Source organism: Halobellus litoreus (genome assembly GCF_024464595.1).
GTDB classification, from domain to species: domain Archaea; phylum Halobacteriota; class Halobacteria; order Halobacteriales; family Haloferacaceae; genus Haloquadratum; species Haloquadratum litoreum.
Genome location: NZ_JANHAW010000001.1, coordinates 769,583 through 786,148, shown reverse-complemented (window position 1 = coordinate 786,148; position 16,566 = coordinate 769,583). Strand labels below are relative to the sequence as shown.

General features: G+C 64.5%; 25 protein-coding genes. All 25 read right to left on the bottom strand.

What is annotated here, in order from left to right; translation table 11 throughout:
• Positions 1-319: 319 nt before the first annotated feature.
• The 25 genes from NO360_RS03995 to NO360_RS03875 all read right to left on the bottom strand — a co-directional run bounded on the left by NO360_RS03995 (position 320) and on the right by NO360_RS03875 (position 16,565).
• Positions 320-1,654 carry a carboxypeptidase-like regulatory domain-containing protein gene (locus tag NO360_RS03995; protein ID WP_256306183.1) on the bottom strand — a complete coding sequence of 445 codons (1,335 nt, stop codon included), beginning with the start codon at positions 1,652-1,654 and terminating at the stop codon, positions 320-322.
• A 43-nt stretch (positions 1,655-1,697) separates the two neighbouring features.
• Complete coding sequence (locus NO360_RS03990) at positions 1,698-4,073, bottom strand: outer membrane protein assembly factor BamB family protein (protein ID WP_256306182.1); 2,376 nt, start codon at positions 4,071-4,073, stop codon at positions 1,698-1,700.
• Complete coding sequence (locus tag NO360_RS03985; protein WP_256306180.1) at positions 4,070-4,276, bottom strand: hypothetical protein; 207 nt, start codon at positions 4,274-4,276, stop codon at positions 4,070-4,072. The genes NO360_RS03990 and NO360_RS03985 overlap by 4 nt, the downstream gene beginning before the upstream one ends.
• On the bottom strand, positions 4,273-4,506 hold the full coding sequence (locus tag NO360_RS03980) for a hypothetical protein (protein ID WP_256306178.1): 234 nt from the start codon (positions 4,504-4,506) through the stop codon (positions 4,273-4,275). Before NO360_RS03980 ends, NO360_RS03985 begins: the two co-directional genes overlap by 4 nt.
• A gap of 459 nt (positions 4,507-4,965) precedes the next feature.
• On the bottom strand, positions 4,966-6,435 hold the full coding sequence (secY, locus tag NO360_RS03975; RefSeq protein WP_256306177.1) for a preprotein translocase subunit SecY: 1,470 nt from the start codon (positions 6,433-6,435) through the stop codon (positions 4,966-4,968).
• A 3-nt stretch (positions 6,436-6,438) separates the two neighbouring features.
• Positions 6,439-6,939 (bottom strand): uL15m family ribosomal protein, encoded by a 501-nt coding sequence (locus tag NO360_RS03970; protein ID WP_256306176.1) that lies wholly within the window; start codon positions 6,937-6,939, stop codon positions 6,439-6,441.
• Positions 6,936-7,400: a 50S ribosomal protein L30 gene (locus NO360_RS03965; RefSeq protein WP_256306175.1), complete on the bottom strand. Its 465-nt coding sequence runs from the start codon at positions 7,398-7,400 to the stop codon at positions 6,936-6,938. The genes NO360_RS03970 and NO360_RS03965 overlap by 4 nt, the downstream gene beginning before the upstream one ends.
• Positions 7,400-8,050: a 30S ribosomal protein S5 gene (locus NO360_RS03960; RefSeq protein ID WP_256306174.1), complete on the bottom strand. Its 651-nt coding sequence runs from the start codon at positions 8,048-8,050 to the stop codon at positions 7,400-7,402. Before NO360_RS03960 ends, NO360_RS03965 begins: the two co-directional genes overlap by 1 nt.
• Positions 8,047-8,601: a 50S ribosomal protein L18 gene (locus NO360_RS03955; RefSeq protein WP_256306173.1), complete on the bottom strand. Its 555-nt coding sequence runs from the start codon at positions 8,599-8,601 to the stop codon at positions 8,047-8,049. Before NO360_RS03955 ends, NO360_RS03960 begins: the two co-directional genes overlap by 4 nt.
• Positions 8,601-9,056: a 50S ribosomal protein L19e gene (locus NO360_RS03950; protein WP_256306171.1), complete on the bottom strand. Its 456-nt coding sequence runs from the start codon at positions 9,054-9,056 to the stop codon at positions 8,601-8,603. Before NO360_RS03950 ends, NO360_RS03955 begins: the two co-directional genes overlap by 1 nt.
• A 2-nt stretch (positions 9,057-9,058) precedes the next feature.
• A complete protein-coding gene (locus NO360_RS03945) occupies positions 9,059-9,763 on the bottom strand; it encodes a 50S ribosomal protein L32e (protein WP_256306170.1) in 705 nt (234 codons plus the stop codon).
• Between the two features lies 1 nt (position 9,764).
• Positions 9,765-10,301 carry a 50S ribosomal protein L6 gene (locus NO360_RS03940; RefSeq protein ID WP_256306169.1) on the bottom strand — a complete coding sequence of 179 codons (537 nt, stop codon included), beginning with the start codon at positions 10,299-10,301 and terminating at the stop codon, positions 9,765-9,767.
• 4 nt (positions 10,302-10,305) lie between these two features.
• Positions 10,306-10,698 carry a 30S ribosomal protein S8 gene (locus NO360_RS03935; RefSeq protein ID WP_256306168.1) on the bottom strand — a complete coding sequence of 131 codons (393 nt, stop codon included), beginning with the start codon at positions 10,696-10,698 and terminating at the stop codon, positions 10,306-10,308.
• 2 nt (positions 10,699-10,700) lie between these two features.
• Positions 10,701-10,877, bottom strand: coding sequence for a 30S ribosomal protein S14 (locus tag NO360_RS03930; RefSeq protein WP_049985035.1), 177 nt, complete (start codon positions 10,875-10,877; stop codon positions 10,701-10,703).
• Position 10,878: 1 nt separating this feature from the next.
• Positions 10,879-11,403 carry a 50S ribosomal protein L5 gene (locus NO360_RS03925; RefSeq protein WP_256306167.1) on the bottom strand — a complete coding sequence of 175 codons (525 nt, stop codon included), beginning with the start codon at positions 11,401-11,403 and terminating at the stop codon, positions 10,879-10,881.
• Positions 11,400-12,161 carry a 30S ribosomal protein S4e gene (locus NO360_RS03920; protein WP_256306166.1) on the bottom strand — a complete coding sequence of 254 codons (762 nt, stop codon included), beginning with the start codon at positions 12,159-12,161 and terminating at the stop codon, positions 11,400-11,402. Before NO360_RS03920 ends, NO360_RS03925 begins: the two co-directional genes overlap by 4 nt.
• Positions 12,158-12,520, bottom strand: coding sequence for a 50S ribosomal protein L24 (gene rplX / locus NO360_RS03915; protein ID WP_256306165.1), 363 nt, complete (start codon positions 12,518-12,520; stop codon positions 12,158-12,160). The genes NO360_RS03920 and rplX overlap by 4 nt, the downstream gene beginning before the upstream one ends.
• A gap of 4 nt (positions 12,521-12,524) precedes the next feature.
• Positions 12,525-12,923: a 50S ribosomal protein L14 gene (locus NO360_RS03910; protein WP_256306164.1), complete on the bottom strand. Its 399-nt coding sequence runs from the start codon at positions 12,921-12,923 to the stop codon at positions 12,525-12,527.
• Positions 12,923-13,249 (bottom strand): 30S ribosomal protein S17, encoded by a 327-nt coding sequence (locus tag NO360_RS03905; RefSeq protein WP_256306163.1) that lies wholly within the window; start codon positions 13,247-13,249, stop codon positions 12,923-12,925. Before NO360_RS03905 ends, NO360_RS03910 begins: the two co-directional genes overlap by 1 nt.
• Positions 13,240-13,791 (bottom strand): ribonuclease P protein component 1, encoded by a 552-nt coding sequence (locus NO360_RS03900; RefSeq protein ID WP_256306161.1) that lies wholly within the window; start codon positions 13,789-13,791, stop codon positions 13,240-13,242. Before NO360_RS03900 ends, NO360_RS03905 begins: the two co-directional genes overlap by 10 nt.
• Before the next feature lie 4 nt (positions 13,792-13,795).
• Positions 13,796-14,002: a 50S ribosomal protein L29 gene (gene rpmC, locus NO360_RS03895; RefSeq protein ID WP_103990657.1), complete on the bottom strand. Its 207-nt coding sequence runs from the start codon at positions 14,000-14,002 to the stop codon at positions 13,796-13,798.
• A 3-nt stretch (positions 14,003-14,005) separates the two neighbouring features.
• Positions 14,006-14,935 (bottom strand): 30S ribosomal protein S3, encoded by a 930-nt coding sequence (locus NO360_RS03890; RefSeq protein WP_256306159.1) that lies wholly within the window; start codon positions 14,933-14,935, stop codon positions 14,006-14,008.
• Positions 14,935-15,405 (bottom strand): 50S ribosomal protein L22, encoded by a 471-nt coding sequence (locus tag NO360_RS03885; RefSeq protein WP_256306157.1) that lies wholly within the window; start codon positions 15,403-15,405, stop codon positions 14,935-14,937. The genes NO360_RS03890 and NO360_RS03885 overlap by 1 nt, the downstream gene beginning before the upstream one ends.
• Before the next feature lie 3 nt (positions 15,406-15,408).
• A complete protein-coding gene (locus tag NO360_RS03880; RefSeq protein ID WP_256306155.1) occupies positions 15,409-15,831 on the bottom strand; it encodes a 30S ribosomal protein S19 in 423 nt (140 codons plus the stop codon).
• Positions 15,831-16,565, bottom strand: coding sequence for a 50S ribosomal protein L2 (locus NO360_RS03875; protein WP_256306153.1), 735 nt, complete (start codon positions 16,563-16,565; stop codon positions 15,831-15,833). The genes NO360_RS03880 and NO360_RS03875 overlap by 1 nt, the downstream gene beginning before the upstream one ends.
• Position 16,566 lies beyond the last annotated feature (1 nt).

The window sequence follows — 16,566 nt, the reverse complement described above, 5'->3', positions numbered from 1 at the left end:
CGACGTCGGCTCCCTCGACACCGGTCAGGAATGTCGTATATTCCAACGAGCCCGTATCGGCCCATCTGTTGTGATTCCAAGTTGTCGGATTCATCCTGCGGCTCAAGCCGCGGGTATTCTCCTTGATTCTATATAAAGCGGGATCCTGCCGATGGTTCGTACCTAATATCGTTTACTTGTCACTATTGGTTCGTCGAATCGAAGTATTCTCACCGGCCGGATCGGCTCGCTGTTCGTTCCTGGCCCGAGAGCGGACGATGCGTCCGACGGCGGTTGGCGCTCGCCCACCGACCACGCTCACGCGGTGCTCCGTGGAGGGTCAGCCGAAGGGGAGGCTCGGACGGTACGACGTCGCCACCTCGACCAGCGTTTCGGCACCTATCTCCCCGGCTCCGAAGTCCTCCGCTGCATCGAACAGTCCGCCGGTGTCGACGACACCATCCTCCCCGGCGTAGTCGTCGACTGTCGCCCTGTCGCCGTTCGCTGACTCGCCCTCCTCGGCGGTGCTTACCGACTCGCCCTCCTCGGCGGTGCTTACCGACTCGTCGACCGAGGTGCCGTCGGGTCTAGCCGGGGTCAGCTCGAAGACCTCGCCGAAAGTCACTCGCCCAGTGGTGTGTAACCACTCGGCGTGCGCGGCCGCCCGGGGACTGCCGTCACCTTTGAGCGCCATCGGAACCATCATAACGACCGACCCAGCTCCGGTATTCGAGAGGGTCTCCTCGGGGGCGTTCCAGCCGAGCAACGCCGACGTGTGGGTGTTCGGATCCGCGACCGTTGCCAGCTCGTCCGGGTCCGTCGGATCGGGGAATCCCACGTCTGCGTCGCCCAACGACGCCTCCCTCCGGAGCTGTTTCCCGACGGCGAACCCGACGGTGTCGACGACCGAGAGCACCGTCCCGATTCCGGGAAGGCCGTGCACGATTCGCCCGACGCCTTCGACGACCGTTTCGGGACCACTGTCCGCGCTGGGGTCGGAACTCGATACGTCGAGGTAACCCGATCCGATTCCAAAAAGCGGAACTCCGGTTCGAATCGGATGCCAATCGGCGAGTTCGGGGTTCTCGGAGCCGGTTTCGAGTGCGAGTACCTTCGCCGGCGGGCTGTCGTCGTCGAACTCCGTCTGTGGCCCGAAATTGATCCGGACCTCACCGCGGGGAACGGTAACCGAAAACGCCCCCGTGTCAAGATCTGTCGAGTCCGTGAGAATCTCGAACGGCTCGCGGTCCACGGCTCCCCGGACGTTCGTCACTTCGAGAAAGAGCGTCTCTATCCCCGTACCGTCGATCTGTCGCCAGCACGTCATCAGGCTCAGTTCGTCCCGTTGGTCGTTCCCGTCCGCTGCGACTTCGGGGCCGAACAGAAGTTGATTCCGGAGCGTGATTTCGAGCGCCGACGTCGACGCCGACTCGAAGTCTCCGGAAGTTGTCCAAAACCAGTCACCATCGCGGGCGATCAACACCGTCTCGTCCGGTTCGACAACGTACTCTTCGCGCGCGGCCGCCTCGGCCAACGCCTCGAATCGGAACGTACCGTCCGATTCCGTCCGAGTTTGGAGCGGCTCGGCATCGGCTCCGTTGCCGAACGGATAGAGTTCGAGGGTGACGCCAGCCACCCCTTCCCCGTCGGGATCGGTGACGCGTCCCGAAACCATCGTACGACTTTCGCCGGATTCACTCGACATAGTTCTGTGGTAGTCAGCCCTCCTCGCCGTTTCGTCCGCCGACCGGTCCGATCTCGAAGGATCCGCCGAAGGAGGCGTGAGCGTTCGGATGCGTCCACTCCGCCTCCACGGTCACGACAGTCGTCCGTTCCTTCTCGTACTGGAATTCAAGGGGCACGGCCATAACCACCGCACCCTCTTCGTCGCCGGGCGTCTCGTTATCCGACCGCCAGGCGAGCTGTGCAGTCGTGTGGTCGTTCGGATCGACCCGTGTCTGGGTCGCGGACGGGTCGTTCGGATCGGGGAAACTCACCGAGTCCGCGCCCACCCTCGCCTCGGATTCGAGGCGCTCGCCGAACGCCCACTCGACCGTGTCCAGCCACGTTAGGAGTTCTGAGACACCGGGGATGATCCCCGCTATCGCTCCGAATCCCTCGTCAATTCTGTCGGCCACGTCGGCGTCGGCGGTCGAGATTCGCTCGAACGCCGCACCGACCTCGCCGCCGATCGGATACAGCGGAACCCCCGTCCGAACCGGATGCCAGTCCCCGAGTTCGGCGTTATCCGTCGACGTATCGAGGCCGACGACCTCGACGCTTCCCGGAACCGTCCCCTCGACGTCGCTTTGGCTACCGAAGTTTATCCAGACGTCGTCCGCGAGCACCGTCGCGGCAAAAGCGCCGCCGGTCAGATCGGTGGCGTCGGCCGTGATCTCGTGTCGCGCTCCGCGCTGGGCGACGTTCACCGCCTCGACGAAGACGGTCTGACGCCGCGGCTCGATGATGCGGCGCCAGCAGGTCAGCACGCTCAGTTCTCGGCCATCGGCGGCGATCTCGGGACCGAACAGCAGCTGGCCGTCCAGTTCGATGTCGTACTCCAAGGGTAGCTGGTCGGCGAATCCGTCTATTTCGACCGAGCCGAACCACTTTCCCTCGCGAGCGACGAGCAGGACCCGGTCGGGTGTCTTCCCGTCGTCTGTTTCGAGGTCCGGGAACGCGTACGTCCCGGCGTCCTCCCCGTCGTCCGCCGTCGTGCGAGCGAGCACCGCGTCCGCGTCCCCGCTCGCGTCGTAGATCGAGACGGCCGCTCCCTCGCGCGGACGCCCGTCTACGTCCCTAACCGTACCGGTCAGTTCGCCGTCCGGATCGGGGTCCGGGGCGTCGGGGTCGTCCGGTTCGGGCGGCTCTCTGTCGGCGAACGTGTGGTGGTGGCCCAGCGTACCGAGGGAGACGCGTGAGCCCTCACTCGAGCCATCAATACCAGCGTTCAGTGCATACACTGTGCCCTCTCCATCGCCCGGTTCGCAGCATCGACCTATCCCGCTCCCGACGTAGAGCGTACCGTCAGAAACGATCGGCGAGGAAAGATAACTAGTCTCTGTGTCGTATGTCCATAGTTTTGATCCATCGCTCCTATCTAACGCATACAAGACGCCATCCGTACTACCTATGTAGACCACATCACCGGCGACGGTAGGCGATGAGACCCTTCTCCCGTTCGTTTCGTACGTCCATTGGCTGGAGCCGTCGTCTATATCCACTGCATAGATTCGTCCTGGTAGGAAGCTACCGATATAGAGAGTTCCGTCGATCACAGTTGGAGAAGAGTCAATACCGCCCTTGTTGACTTTCCACTGAACTGAACCGGTCTTGGCATCCAGCGCGTAGAGACTGTCTCCATCGCGTTCGGCAAGGCCGACATACACGGTTTCGTTAACGACTGTTGGCGAGGATCTGACGCTCATATACTGGCTGAGACTGGTAGACCACTGTTCTGTACCGTCGGTTGCACTCACTGCGTACACGCTACTATCGTCAGAACCGACGTAGACCGTCCCGTCAACTACAGTCGGAGACGATTGGATATTACCATTGGTCTGAAACTGCCATATTTTGGATCCATCATCCGCATCTAAAGCATAGAGATTCGGAGAAGGATCATTCGGGGTGCCGCCGTGGTTACAGACGAACACTGTCTCATCAACGACTGTCGGCGACGTCCGAACACGAGCGCCAGTCTTGTATCGCCATTCTTTCGATCCATCAGTGGCGTCTACGGCGTAGACACGACCGAACCCGCGCATATCGGTACCGAAATACACCGTATCATCAACGACCGCCGGTGCCGCTCTAATCTGTGCCATAATGCTTGAGCTCGTACTGTACGACCATCGTTTTGTACCGTCCGCGGTATTTATTGCATACAGATTTTCGTCGTCGCTTCCAGCAAAGACTGTCTCGCCGACGACGGTTGGCGAGCCTCTTACCACATCGTTGGCCTCGAACTCCCAGACTTTGTCGCCACCCGAAGATGCCTCAGCAACATCCACTTGGCTCAACCCGGCAGTTCCGAGTACCCCTGCGCCCGTCGCCTGGAGCAAATCACGACGGTTCATTGGAAACTCACTCATCGTTCCACCACGACTTGACCGATGCCCTCGACCGGAACCATTTGCTCGTTAATGGCGATTGCGTCGGGTTCGAACGAATATTCGCCGGGCTCCGCATCCGGAGCGACCTCGAGCACGTACTCGACCGTGATCGATCCGGGACTGTCGGCATCGAACAGAATGATCCCACCACCCTCCGAAAAGTGTTCGAACGACGGCGTCATTCTCTGCTCGTCACCCCGGCTCTGGACTCTCCCTCGGGGCTGAATGTCCACACCGACTCCCCCGTGGCGGCGTCGACCGCATACACCCTCTCCCCTGCCCCGAAGTAGACCGTTTTTTCTGTCGCGACGCTGTCGGAGTCCGGAGTCGCACCAGACGCCGTCCCGGTAAGTACGGCCCCTCCAGCGACCGTTTTCAGCAGCTTCCGACGGTTTACGGGGACGTGGCTCACGCAGTCACCTCGCTTCGACTACGGTCATAGTTGACGTTCGCCGGTTCATTGATCTTGAAATTCTTTTCAATTGACTTGTTCTTTTCGTATTTTAATTTTCTAGAGGGGATCATAGAACGGTTCCCATACTTCTCATCGTAATAGAGGCTCACCGTCCGATGACACCCTCGTACGTCGATTACATCTGGAGACCACTCTCATGACTGAACTCGGGGGTGCTTTTGAGGTTCTGTAACCGACGATGCGACAGTGTGAAGGTATGGACAGTCAGCGCGCCCTCGGATGGGAAGCACAAATTGGCCGTCGGTGCGGCAGTGATAGACGACATCGCCGTTTTCGGTGTTGCAGATGACGTGTTACTACTCGGTGGAAAACCACAACAGCGTATACGATTGAGTAGTTGAAGACGGAGCAGCCGCTGGAGGCTTATAAGGAATATAAAGAAGTGTAGCGCCGAGATTAGTTGTTGAACATCTCGCGCATCATCGGGTGCATCTCCATCAGCTGCTCCTCTGCGATCTCCTCGTACAGCTTGTACGTGATAGAGACCGTAAGCAGCAGCCCCGTTCCGGAGACGCCGCCGATAGTGCCGAGCATATTCGCCAAGACGGCCAGCAGGCCGACCAAGGCACCGCCGATGACGGTCACCTGCGGGATGTACCGTTCCATCACCTTCTCGATCACCTGCGGGTTCCGCCGGAAGCCGGGGATCTGCATCCCCGAGTTCTGGATCTGCTTGGCCGTCGCTTCGGGGCCCATCCCCGTCGTTTCGACCCAGAAGATCGCGAAGATCGCACCGCCGATGATCATAAAGATCAGGTCGATCGCGACCCGGGCGGCGATCGCCGCCGGCTCCTGGGAGGTGAACCCGAGGAACCACATCCAGTCCTGTCGGGACTGGATCGGCGCGAGGTACCAGAACAGGCCGCCGGTGACCTGTCCCTGGGTATACTGCCCGAGCCAGGCCGGCATCCCCGCCCACCAGTTGTTCAGGATCTGCCCGAGGAACTGGAGGTTCGCCTGCAGCGCGCGAACGAGGATCATCGGCAGGACGCTCGCGTAGATGAGCTTCACGGGGAAGCGCCCGCGGGCGCCCTTCACGTTGGCGTGCGAGAGTGGGATCTCGACCCGGACGCTCTCGGCGTAGACGACGATCCCGAAGATGAGAAGCGTCGTGATCAGCGCGAGGATCTGTCCCTGGCCGAGGAAGAGGTCCGAGAGACCCCCGGGCGTCAGCGGCGAGCCGATCTCGACCGCGCCGGTGACGATTCCGATCCAGGTGGGGAAGAAGCCGCTCTGTCCGCCGAGGCTCTGCCAGCTGAACAGCCCGGCGACGAGCTGCTGGCTCACGCCGGCGATGATGAACAGCCCGACACCGGAGCCGACGCCCCACTTGCTCACGATCTCGTCCATGAACAGGATGAGGACGCCGCCGACGAACATCTGTGCGAAGATGATGCCCTTGACGCCGGTGGTGCCGATCCCGAGCGACTGCCCGAGCGCCTCACTCGCCGGAAGGAAGTTGCCGGCGAACACCATCGGAAGCCCCGTCAGGCAGATCATCACGACCACCAGGAGCTTCTGGAGGCCCTGATACAGGATCTGGTCGCGAGGGTCGTTGGTGTCTAACCCGAGCAGATCCGCACCGCCGAGCAACTGCAGCACGATGCTCGCGGTGACGATCGGGCCGATCCCCAACTGGAGGATCGAACCCTGCGCACCCGCGAGGATGCTACGGAACTGCCCGTAGAAGTCACCGCCCGCACCGCCCGTCTGCAGACCGAACATCGTCACGTTCGTCAGGAAGAAATACAGCACGAGAATCCCAGCAGTCCAGCCGAGCTTCCGGCGGAACGGGACGTGCCCCTCCGGACGCGCGACTGACGGCATCCGCGTCAGCACCGGTTCGGCGGCCTCCTTCCATCCCATAGATTACTCCTCGTCGTCGTCTTCGTCTGCTTCGTCGGCTTCGGCCTCGGCGAGGAGTTCCTCGCCGCGCTCGGTGAGTTCGACGCTGCCGCCGGCGTCCTCGATGAGTTCGACGGCGCCCTCGGAGAAGGCGTCGGCGACGACGTGCAGTTCCTGTCGGACCTGCCCGCCGCCGAGCACCTTCACGAGGTCGGCGTCCTCGCCGTCCTCGGCGACGTCACGCACGTCGATGTGGTAGGCGTCGCCCTCGGTTTCGGCGAGACCGTCCGCCGCGAGGAGCGCCGCGTCCTCGTCCAGCGTCCGGACGTTGACCTCGGAGACAGTTCGCTGTGCGTCCTCGGGACGCTTGAAGCCGTGTTTGCCGATCGGTTCGTAGTTGTGGAACTCGTGTTTGTCCCGACCCGCGCGACCGCGGCCGCCGCGGTGACCGGCACCGCGCCGGTTCTTGTGTGTGCCGCCGCCGTGGGTCCGGGAACCGCGCTGGCGTCGCTTCTTCGACGTCATCGCATATCCTCCAGGAGTTCGTCGATGTCTTCGGTCTGGTGCTTGCCGATCTGACCGCCCTCGGTCGTCGGGTGCTTCTGACCGCGGTGACCGCCGCGCGGCGGGTGCAGTCGAAGCACCGGCGAGAGACCCTGCTCGCGCAGCGTCGTCTCCTCGTCGACGAGCGCCGACGCCAGCGCGCCGAAGTCGTCGTAATCGGTGTGCTCGGACAGCCACGCCTCGTCGACGTCGGCGTCGCCCTCGGCGGGTTCGGCGCGCGTCCGGAGCACCGTCTCGACGGCGTCGACGCTCGGCTCGCCGTGCGCGACGTAGTCGTTGACCTTCGTGATCATCCCGCGGTACGTCTCCGTCTCCGGGACGAACGCGCAGTGGTTCACGTGGTGGATGTTGAGCATCTTGAGCGTGTCGTGGACGCCCGTGCTCATATTAACGTCGCCGCGGAGCTGAACGACCGCCTGCATCACTCGCTCACCTCTTGCTCACGCTGCTTGGCGGCGGCGCGGCGCGGCGTCCGCGACTGCGACGCGTTCCGCAGCGCGTTGTACGTCGCCTTCGCGAGGTTCACCGTCGTCCGCGTGTTCCCGTTCGAGCGGGTCCAGGCGTCCTGGACGCCCGCCAGTTCGAGGATGTTGCGGACGGTCGGCGCGGCCGCGAGGCCGAGGCCCTGCGGCGCGGGCATCACTTCGACGGTCACCGACCCGGCCTTGCCCTCTGCCTTCCGCGTGAGGGAGTTGAGGCCGCCGGCGGAGTCTTCCCACGAACCGGAGCCGCGGTCCACCGAGATGATGTTGAGCTTCGCGACGTCGATCGCCTTTTGGATCGCCGATCCGACCTGGTCGTCCCGTCCCTCGGCGTAGCCGAGGAAGCCGTCGCGGTTACCGATCGCGACGACGCAGCGGAACTTCACCCGACGGCCGGAGTCGGTCATCCGCTGGACCATATTGATGTCCAGCACCTCGTCGTCCAGCCCCGGGAGGAGCTGATCGACGAGTTCCGGCTCTTTGAGCGGCAGCCCGGATTCGAGGGCCTGCTCCATCGTCGTGATGTCGCCGTCCTGTACCATTCGGCCGAGCCGCGTGCGCGGCGTCCAGCCATCGTTGCGTTGGCTCATGCGTCCTCCTGTAGTTGCTCGAGCACTTCGTCGAAGTGCTCAGGGAGTTTCGTGGCGTCGAAATCCCCCGAATAGAGGGGCTCGTCGAGCTGCTCGGCGTACTCGGCGATGTGCTCGCCGCGGTTGCGCGACCAGTCCGCGAGAACCGACTCGCTGTGCGGGATCTCGAGGCCAGCGTCTATTGCTCCTTCCTGCACCGCGAACACCTTGTTACCGGGCGTCGCAGTGTTCAGTCCGATGTCGAGGACGGCCTCTTCGAGACCGGCCTCGACGGCTCGCGTTCCGGCGAGGAATCCCGTCAGGTACGCGCTCGGCAGGTTCCCAGTGGGAGCCTCCCAGCCGTACTCGGCGAGGTCCTCGGAGGACGCGGCCGCGTGCGTTTCGTCTCCGTCGGGTCCGGGGGTGATCAGCTGCGCCCTGACGTGCTTGTTGCTCGTGCGAGCAACGAGGCGGGGCTTGCCCGATTTCAGCAGGCGCAACCTCTGGTGGTAGTCCGTCCGGACCTCGCGGCGACGCCGCATCGGCACCTTGTACCGTGGTCCTGTTGCCATTATTCTATCTCCACGTCGTAGTTGTTCCGAATGTATGCTTCGAGCCGTGCCACGTCGTCGAACTCGCCACCCGACGCCTTGTTGTACACTTCGCGGTACTGCGTCGCGGTGAGCGGGCCGTCGTCGCGCAGTTCCTTCAGGCGACGACGCTGTGCGCGGATTCGGCTGACCCATTCGTCTTTCGAGTTCTTCCGACCGCCGGACTTCCCCTTGCGGGAACCGGGGCCCTTGCGGTGGCCGTACGCGCGCTTCTCGGCGCGTTCGCGGGCGCGACCCTTGGAGTTGCCCTTCGCGTCTGTCGCGCGAATGGTCCCCTGATCGACCAGGTCACGGATGTCCTCGCGGGTGATGGCCTCCGCAATCTCGGACTGTTCGTCTGGATCGAACCAGACGCGGCTTTTGCCGACGTCGAGGACGTCGGCCGCCATACGCTTCTGTGCTCTCAGATCCGTCATCGTTATTCTTCGACCTCCACTTCGACGTAGGTCGGGTTGAGGACGCGGATCTCGCGGTCCTCAGCCACTTCCTCGATTCGTTCGCGCTTGCGCGCGCCGACTTTCGAGGCGATGCGAACGGCCTGGGTGTCCCCGTCGACGCCGTCGAGATCGTCGACGTTGTGGACGCGAACCTCCTCGAAGCCCGAGGGGTGCAGGCCGCGTGCGGCCTTCGGCGAGCGGAAGCCCGCCTCGACCATATCGCCCTTTCCTTTGATGCCGCGGCGCTGCTTCGAGAGGTTGCCGCGGGGCTTCCGCCAGGATTCGGGCACGCGCTTCTTCGCGTGGTACTTCTGCCGACGGAACGCGGGCTTGCCCTCTCGGTGCTTCTGTCCGAGGGCGCGCGCGGTCTCGTCGTCGAGTTCGGGCGTCTTGTCGGCGTGGCCGCGGGGACGGAGTTCGGTCTCGACGTCCTCGTCGGCCTCCTCTTCCTCGGTCTCGTCTTCGACTTCGGCCTCGGTCTCTTCGGAGACCTCGAGTCCGCCCACGTCGGCCTTGATACGGGCCGCGAGCGCGTTCCCGACGCCGTCGACCTCGGCGAGTTCCGACTGGCTGGCCGCCTTGACGTCGTCGACCGACTCGTAGCCGGCCTCTCGGAGCGCGTCCGCCTTCGAGGGACCGACGCCGCTGATGTCTTCGAGTGTTTCGATGTCGTCTTCGTCAGCCATCTCAGGCACCTCCGGTCTGCGGCTTCTGCGTGATGTAGACGCCGTCCTGGAAGACGCGCGTGTCCTTGTCCGTCACGCGAGTGAGCTGTTCGATGTCGGCGGCGGTCTGCCCGACATCCTCTTTCGAGGGACCCGTCAGGGTGACCACTTCGCCGTCGATCTGTACCTCTGTGTCTCCGCGGATCGGCGTCCGTCGCGAGGACTTCTCGCCGAGGAAGTTCGTGATGACGACTTCGTCGTCCTCGACGTCGACCTGCATCGGGAAGTGGGCGTAGTAGACTTCCATCTCGTACGTCCAGCCTTCGGAGACCCCGTGGATCATGTTCGACACGTGGCTCTCGAAGGTCCCGACGGTGGCGTTCGTCTTGGCGTCCGCCTCCTCGGAGGCGATGACGACCTGATCGTCCTCAACGCTCACGCTGACGGAGGGGTACCACAGCGTCCGGGTGACGCTGCCCTCTGGTCCCTCGACCGTCAGATCGAGGTTGGACACCTCGGCGGAGACCTCGTCCGGAATTTCGATTTCTACTCTGGTCATGGTCTCAGTACACGTAGGCGATTACTTGGCCACCGATTCCCGCTTCGCGGGCCTCGTAGTGGCTCATGACGCCGTGGCTCGTCGTGACGATGAGCGTCCCGTAGTCACGGGCGGGGAGGTATCGCTTCTCCCACTTCTCGAACTCGTCTGCGCCCGCGGAGTAGCGGGGCTTGACGGCACCACATTCGTTGATTGCGCCGCTCAGTTCGACCTCGAAGCGTCCGGCCTTGCCGTCGTCGACGAACTCGAAGCCGTCGATGTACCCGCGGTCGTAGAAGACCTCGAGGACGGAGCCGATGACGTTGGAGGCGGGCTGTATCTCGTGGGACAGGTGCCCGACGCTCTCGGCGTTGTCGACGCCGGCGAGCGCGTTGGCGAGTGGATCGTTTCCTGCCATAGTTATCGGTACTTCTTGAATCCCATCTCGCGGGCGACCTCGCGGAAGCACTGTCGGCACAGGTAGATCTCGTACTTACCGACGAGTCCCTGGTTACGACCGCAGCGGCGGCACTCGTGGCTCTGGCCCGTGCGCCGGCTCGCGTGTTCGCCCGTCTGTTCGGTCTCTGATTCGCTCATTTTAGTCTGTGACCTCCACGTCGACGTCGAAGGCGTCTTCGACGAAGACGATCGCGTCCTCGGGCGTCAGTCGGTGTCGGTTCGGGATCGACTGCGACGCCTTGTCGCGCTTTTTCACCCGGTAGCCGGGACGGACGAGGTTGACCGTCACGTCCAGTCCGTAGATCCCGATCTGCGGGTCGTACTCCTGAGAGGGGAAGTCGGTGTGTTCTTCGACACCGAAGCTGAAGTTCCCCGTCTCGTCGAACTGCCGCTCTTTGAGGTCGGCGATCGGCAGCGACTTCTCCAGGAACGCCTCCGCGGCCTCGCCGCGAAGGGTTACTTTCGCACCGACCGGGTCGCCGACGCGGGACCCGAACTGGGTCGCCGCGCGGGTCGCCTGCGTCCGAACGGCCTCCTGGCCGGCGATCTCTTCGAGGATCTCCTCGGCGTTCGCGAGTTCGCGACCGCCCTCGCCGACGCCCATGTGGACGACGACCTTCTCGATCTGCGGTTCGCGCATCTCGTGGAACTCCGCGTCGCTCATTCGTCGTCACCCCCGTCGGCGGACCCCTCGTCGGCGTCCGCTTCGGTGTCGGCGGCGGCGTCCTCGTCGTCGACGAACTGCTCGTCGATGACGACGACGTACTCCTCGATCGTCTCGAAGGAGCCCTCGTCGCCGTCGACGACGACGGTGTTGTTGCCGCTACCGGCCGTCACGACGATCTCGTCGATCTCGCCGATCTCGCCCGAGTGCGAGCCGTCGACGGCCGTGACCAGGGCGCCCTCCTCGTAGGAGAAGTGGGCGACGATGTCCTTCGTCTCGTTGTCGACGACGAGCGAGTCCTTCGTGGCGTACTCGCTCGCGTCGTCGACGCGGAGGTTCGAGCCGTCGTGCAGCGTCAGTTGCGTGTCGCCGCCGCTGACGTCCTGCTTGTTGACGATCTTGCCGAGTCGACCGTCTGCCGCGTCGGCGTCGATGGGCGTCAGCGCCAGGCGTCCGCCCTCCTCGGGGAACACGCGGTAGTACTCTTCGCGCTCGGTGAACGCGAGGATGTCGAACATCCCCACCGGGCGCTGCTCGTCGGAGACGGCGTCGCCGTTGACGAGGACCGAGCCCTCGTTCAGGGCGTAGCGCGCCTCCTTCTTCGAGTCGACGTAGCCGAGCACGTCCCGCAGGAGGATGAGCAGGGGAACCCCCGCCTCTCCGTGCGGACCCGCGCCGGCCTTGACCGTGAACGTGCCCGTCTTCCGCTCGACGGGCCAGGCGTTCGGGGCCGAAAGTCGCTTCTGGTGTCGGGTCATTCTTCGTCCTCCGTCGCTCGCAGTCGCGCCTCGCGGCGGTCGTCTTCCAGATCCAGTTCGGTCACGCGGAGATTCGAGGCGTCGAGCGGACGAGGCACTTCCTCGCCGTCGGCCTTCTCGACCGTCACGTCTTCGACGTGCACGACCGTGTCGCGGAGGTCCACCTCGACGACTTCGGCTTCCGTGCCGGCGTAGTCGCCGCGGAGCACCTCGACGGTGTCGCCCGCGTTGACGCGAACGTTCCGCTGTCCGTACTCCTCGCGGAGGTCGTCGGACAGCGTCGCGCGGACCTGGTTCTGCCGTTCGTGCAGGGGCGCGTTCTGCGTCCGTGTTCGCTGTTTGCGTGGTTGTTCGGTCATTGATTCAAACGATCATCGTCGCCGTCGAGGCGATGCTCCCGAAGCGCTCGGCCACTTCGCGCGCGATGGGACCCTTGATTTCGGTCCCGCGAGGCTCGTCCATCTCGTCGATGATGACGGCGGCGTTGTCCTCGAATTTCACGCGCGTCCCGTCCGGCCGGCGGATCGGCTTCCGCTGGCGGACGATGACGGCCTGCAGCACCTGGCGGCGCATCTCCGGCGTCCCTTTCGTCACCGAAACGGTGATCTGGTCGCCGATGCCCGCCTTGGGGTGTCGGTTCTTGGTTCCTGAGGAACCCTTCACGCTGATGACCTTCAACTGGCGCGCGCCAGTGTTGTCGGCACACGTGATGAGCGAGCCCCGTTCGAGGCCTTTCGTGACGTCGGCTTTCAGGGCCTCCATCACGCCTCACCTCCGAGGGTCTCGACCACGACGTGCGCCTTGGTCTTCGACAGCGGTCGGGTCTCTGCGATACGCACCGTGTCGCCTTCCTCGAGGTCCACGCACGGTGGTGCGTGGGCCGGAATACGACTACGCCGCTTCATATAGCGGTCGTACTTGGGAACGTGAACGTCGTATTCACGCTCCACGATGACGGTTTTCTCCATGTCGGTGGAGGCGACCGTTCCTTCGAGCGTCTGTCCGCGTACGGAAAGCGTTCCGTGGAAGGGACAGTTCTCGTCGGAGCAGGTCTCCTCCGGTTCTTCTACGTTCAGTCCTATCGCCATAATGTGTCACCTGCCTTCTCGGTCCGCAAGGCGGGTCGTGAGAGCAGTCGTGTGCCATCCACCGTAACGTAGGCCACGTCCTCGCAATTCCCGGCGGAACGCCGAGAAGCCGCCGCGGTGTCCGCAGCGGGCCGACCAGACTGACCGGCATCGAATCCGCCGGCAGTTTCCGATCGAAGTTTGGACGCGGTCCCCGACGCCTTCGCGGCGTCGGCGGCTTCATCTGTGCGTCCGGGCCTTTCATCCCGGGTGGGGAGCGCGAACTCGAACGTCGTGCCTCCCTTCGGCACCTGTTTCACCCGAGCGCGACGCGCCTCGGTCGGGTCGGCGTCGCTTCCGACAGCGACCGCGTCGGTGTCGGCGGTCGCGTCGCTCTCGACGTCGACCGCCTCGCACTCGCTGACGTCCACGTGGAGCGTCCGCATCGTCTCGACGACGACGCGCCCCTCGATCCCGACGAGGTCGGGGTTGGGCGCGTCGACGACGGCCACGCGGAGGCCGTTGAGTTCGTGTCGCGTCAGCGTCTCGGGTGTCAGTGCCATTGGTCTATTCGAGGTCGCCTTCTTCGGCCTGGATCGTCTTGATCCGCGCGATAGTCCGCTTGAGTTCGCCGACGCGACCCGGGTTCTCCGGGGCGCCGCCGGCGGCCTGCACGGCCTTCGTGTTGAGCAGTTCGGTCTCGAGCTCTTCGAGCTCGGCCTCGCGCTCTGCGGCCGTCATGTCGCGGATCTCTTCGGGGTAGAGGATCGCCATCGGTTACTCCTCCTCCTCTTCGTCGGCGTCGTCCGACTCGTCGGCTTCTTCCATCTCGTCGAGGAGCTCCTCGGCTTCCGCCTCGACCTCCTCGTCGAGTTCGTCGAGTTCCTCCTCGACGGCCTCGTCCTCGGCGTCGCCCGTCTCGACGGGCTCCTCCTCGGTCTCGTCGATGACTTCCTCGACGACGTCCTCGTCGATGACCTCTTCGGGGGCCTCGTCGGGGACTTCGACCTCCTCGTCGGCCTCGCCGACGTCGGGAACCTCCTCGGGCTCCTCTTCGAGGAGCGATTCGACGCCCTCGCTCTCGGCGACCTGCTCGACGGGCTCGACGTCGACGTCCTCGTGAATCTCGAAGTCGTCGGGCAGCTCCGCGCCCGGCGGGATGATCTTCACGGTCACGCCGATCGTGCCGAGTTTCATCACGGCGACGCCCTGGCCCTCGTCGACGATCTCCTGGGCGGGTTCGCCGTTGTGCTTGATGTAGCCGCGGTTGAACTTCTCGACGCGCGAGCGCGCACCCGTGACCTTCCCGCTCAGGACGATCTCGGCGCCGAGCGCGCCGGACTCCATAATGCGGTCGATCGTGGTGTGGCCCGCCTTGCGGAAGTACCAGCCGCGTTCGAGAGCGTTGGCCAGTCGGTCCGCGACGATGCGCGCGTTCAGGTCGGGTTCGTCGACCTCCTGCACGTCGATCTGGGGGTCGTCGAGGTTGAAGCGCTCCTCGAGTTCGCGGGTGACCTTCCGGATGTTCTTCCCGCCCTTGCCGATGACCATCCCGGGCTTTTCGGCCTTCAGGACGATCTGGGTGCCCATCGGCGTCTTCGCGACGTCCATCCCGCCGTAGCCGGCGCGACCGAGTTCGTCGGCGAAGAACTCGTCGATCTGAGAGCGCTGCAGTCCGTCCTCGATGAACTGGTGTTCGTCGGCCATTAGGCTTCGACCTCCTCGGGTTCTTCGACGATGAGTTCGACGTCACAGACCGGCGTGTTCCACGGATCGGCGCTGCCGAACGCGCGGGGCTTCCGGCCCTGTCGTTCGCCGACCTTGTGGGCGGCGACGTGTTTGATCGTCATCTCTTCGGCGTCGAACCCCTGCTCGTCGGCGTTCGACGAGACGTTCTCGAGGAGTTCGAGGAACGCCTTCGAGGCCTTCTCGGGGTAGCGCCCCGCGTCCCAGCCGTCGATGTCGGAGCGGTGTCCGACGCCGGTGTTGTGCTGTTTGAACGGGACCGAGCGCTTCTCGTCGACGACGTCCTGGAGGTAGTCCTCCGCGTCCGCGACGGTGCGGCCCTTGATTTCGCGCGAGATGGCCTTGCTGTGCTTCAGGCTGATGGGCCGATCGCGGAGCATCCCCTTGGCGGTGGTCTCCGGGTCGGCCTCGACGCTGTAGTTGATACCCATGGTTTATTTGAGCGGCACGAACTTCGAGGACCGGGTCGCGCCGATGCCGGCCTGACCGTGTTCGACCGACGTGCGTGTCAGCTGGAACTCGCCCAGGTAGTGCCCGATCATCTCGGGCTCGACGCGGACGCGCTCGAAGGACTGCCCCGTGTAGACCTCGAACGTCTTCTCGACGAATTCGGGCAGGACGGGCATATCCCTGAGGTGGGTCCGGATCGGATCGTTGGCCGTCTCCTGGACGCCGGCCTCGCGGGCCGTCTCCAGCAGTTTCTCCTGTTGGACCGAGAGTCCTCGTTCGATGGTTCGCCGCTGTCGGGCGGGGAGCAGTTCTGCGACCTCGTCGAGCGACAGCTCCTGCAGCTCGTCGAGCGTGTGACCGCGGTAGGTGAACTCACCCTCGCGGCCGGTGCGGTATTCCGAACTCATTAGTTATCCTTGCCTCCTTTGCCACCGCGACCGGTGCGCTTCGAGGCGATGTCGCCGACCTTCCGTCCCGGCGGGGCGTCCCGCGAGACGGACTTCGGCTGCCCGGGGTGCTGTCGGCCGCCGCCACCGAACGGGTGGTCGACGGCGTTCATCGCGACACCGCGGACGCGCGGCCACTTGATGCCGCGCGCTTTCATCTTGTGGTGCTTCTTGCCGGCCTTCACGAACGGCTTCTCCGTCCGACCGCCGCCGGCGACGACGCCGACGGTGGCGCGGCACTGCGGGTTCAGCCGCTTGACCTCCCCGGAGGGGAGCTTCACGACCGCGACGTGGCGGTCGTGGGTCATCAGCTGTGCGCTCGTCCCGGAGGCGCGAGCGAACTTCCCGCCGTCGCCGGGCTGGCGCTCGACGTTACAGACGGGAACTCCCTCGGGGATCTCCGAGAGCGGGAGCGTGTTACCGGGTTTGATCTCCGCGCTGACGCCGACCTGAATCGTGTCGCCGACGGCGACGCCCTCGGGCGCGAGGACGAGTCGCTGGTCGCCGTCCTCGAACTCGACGGCGACGACCGGCGCGCTGCGGGCGGGGTCGTGCTCGATGTCGACGACCGTCCCGGAGATGGTGTCGCTCGATTCGTCCTTCTTGTGCGAGAGCTCGGCCTTGTAGCGGTGCGACGGCGCCCGGAACGTGGACGTGCCGCGCCCGCGACGCTGGCCCTGAATTCGTCGTCCCATG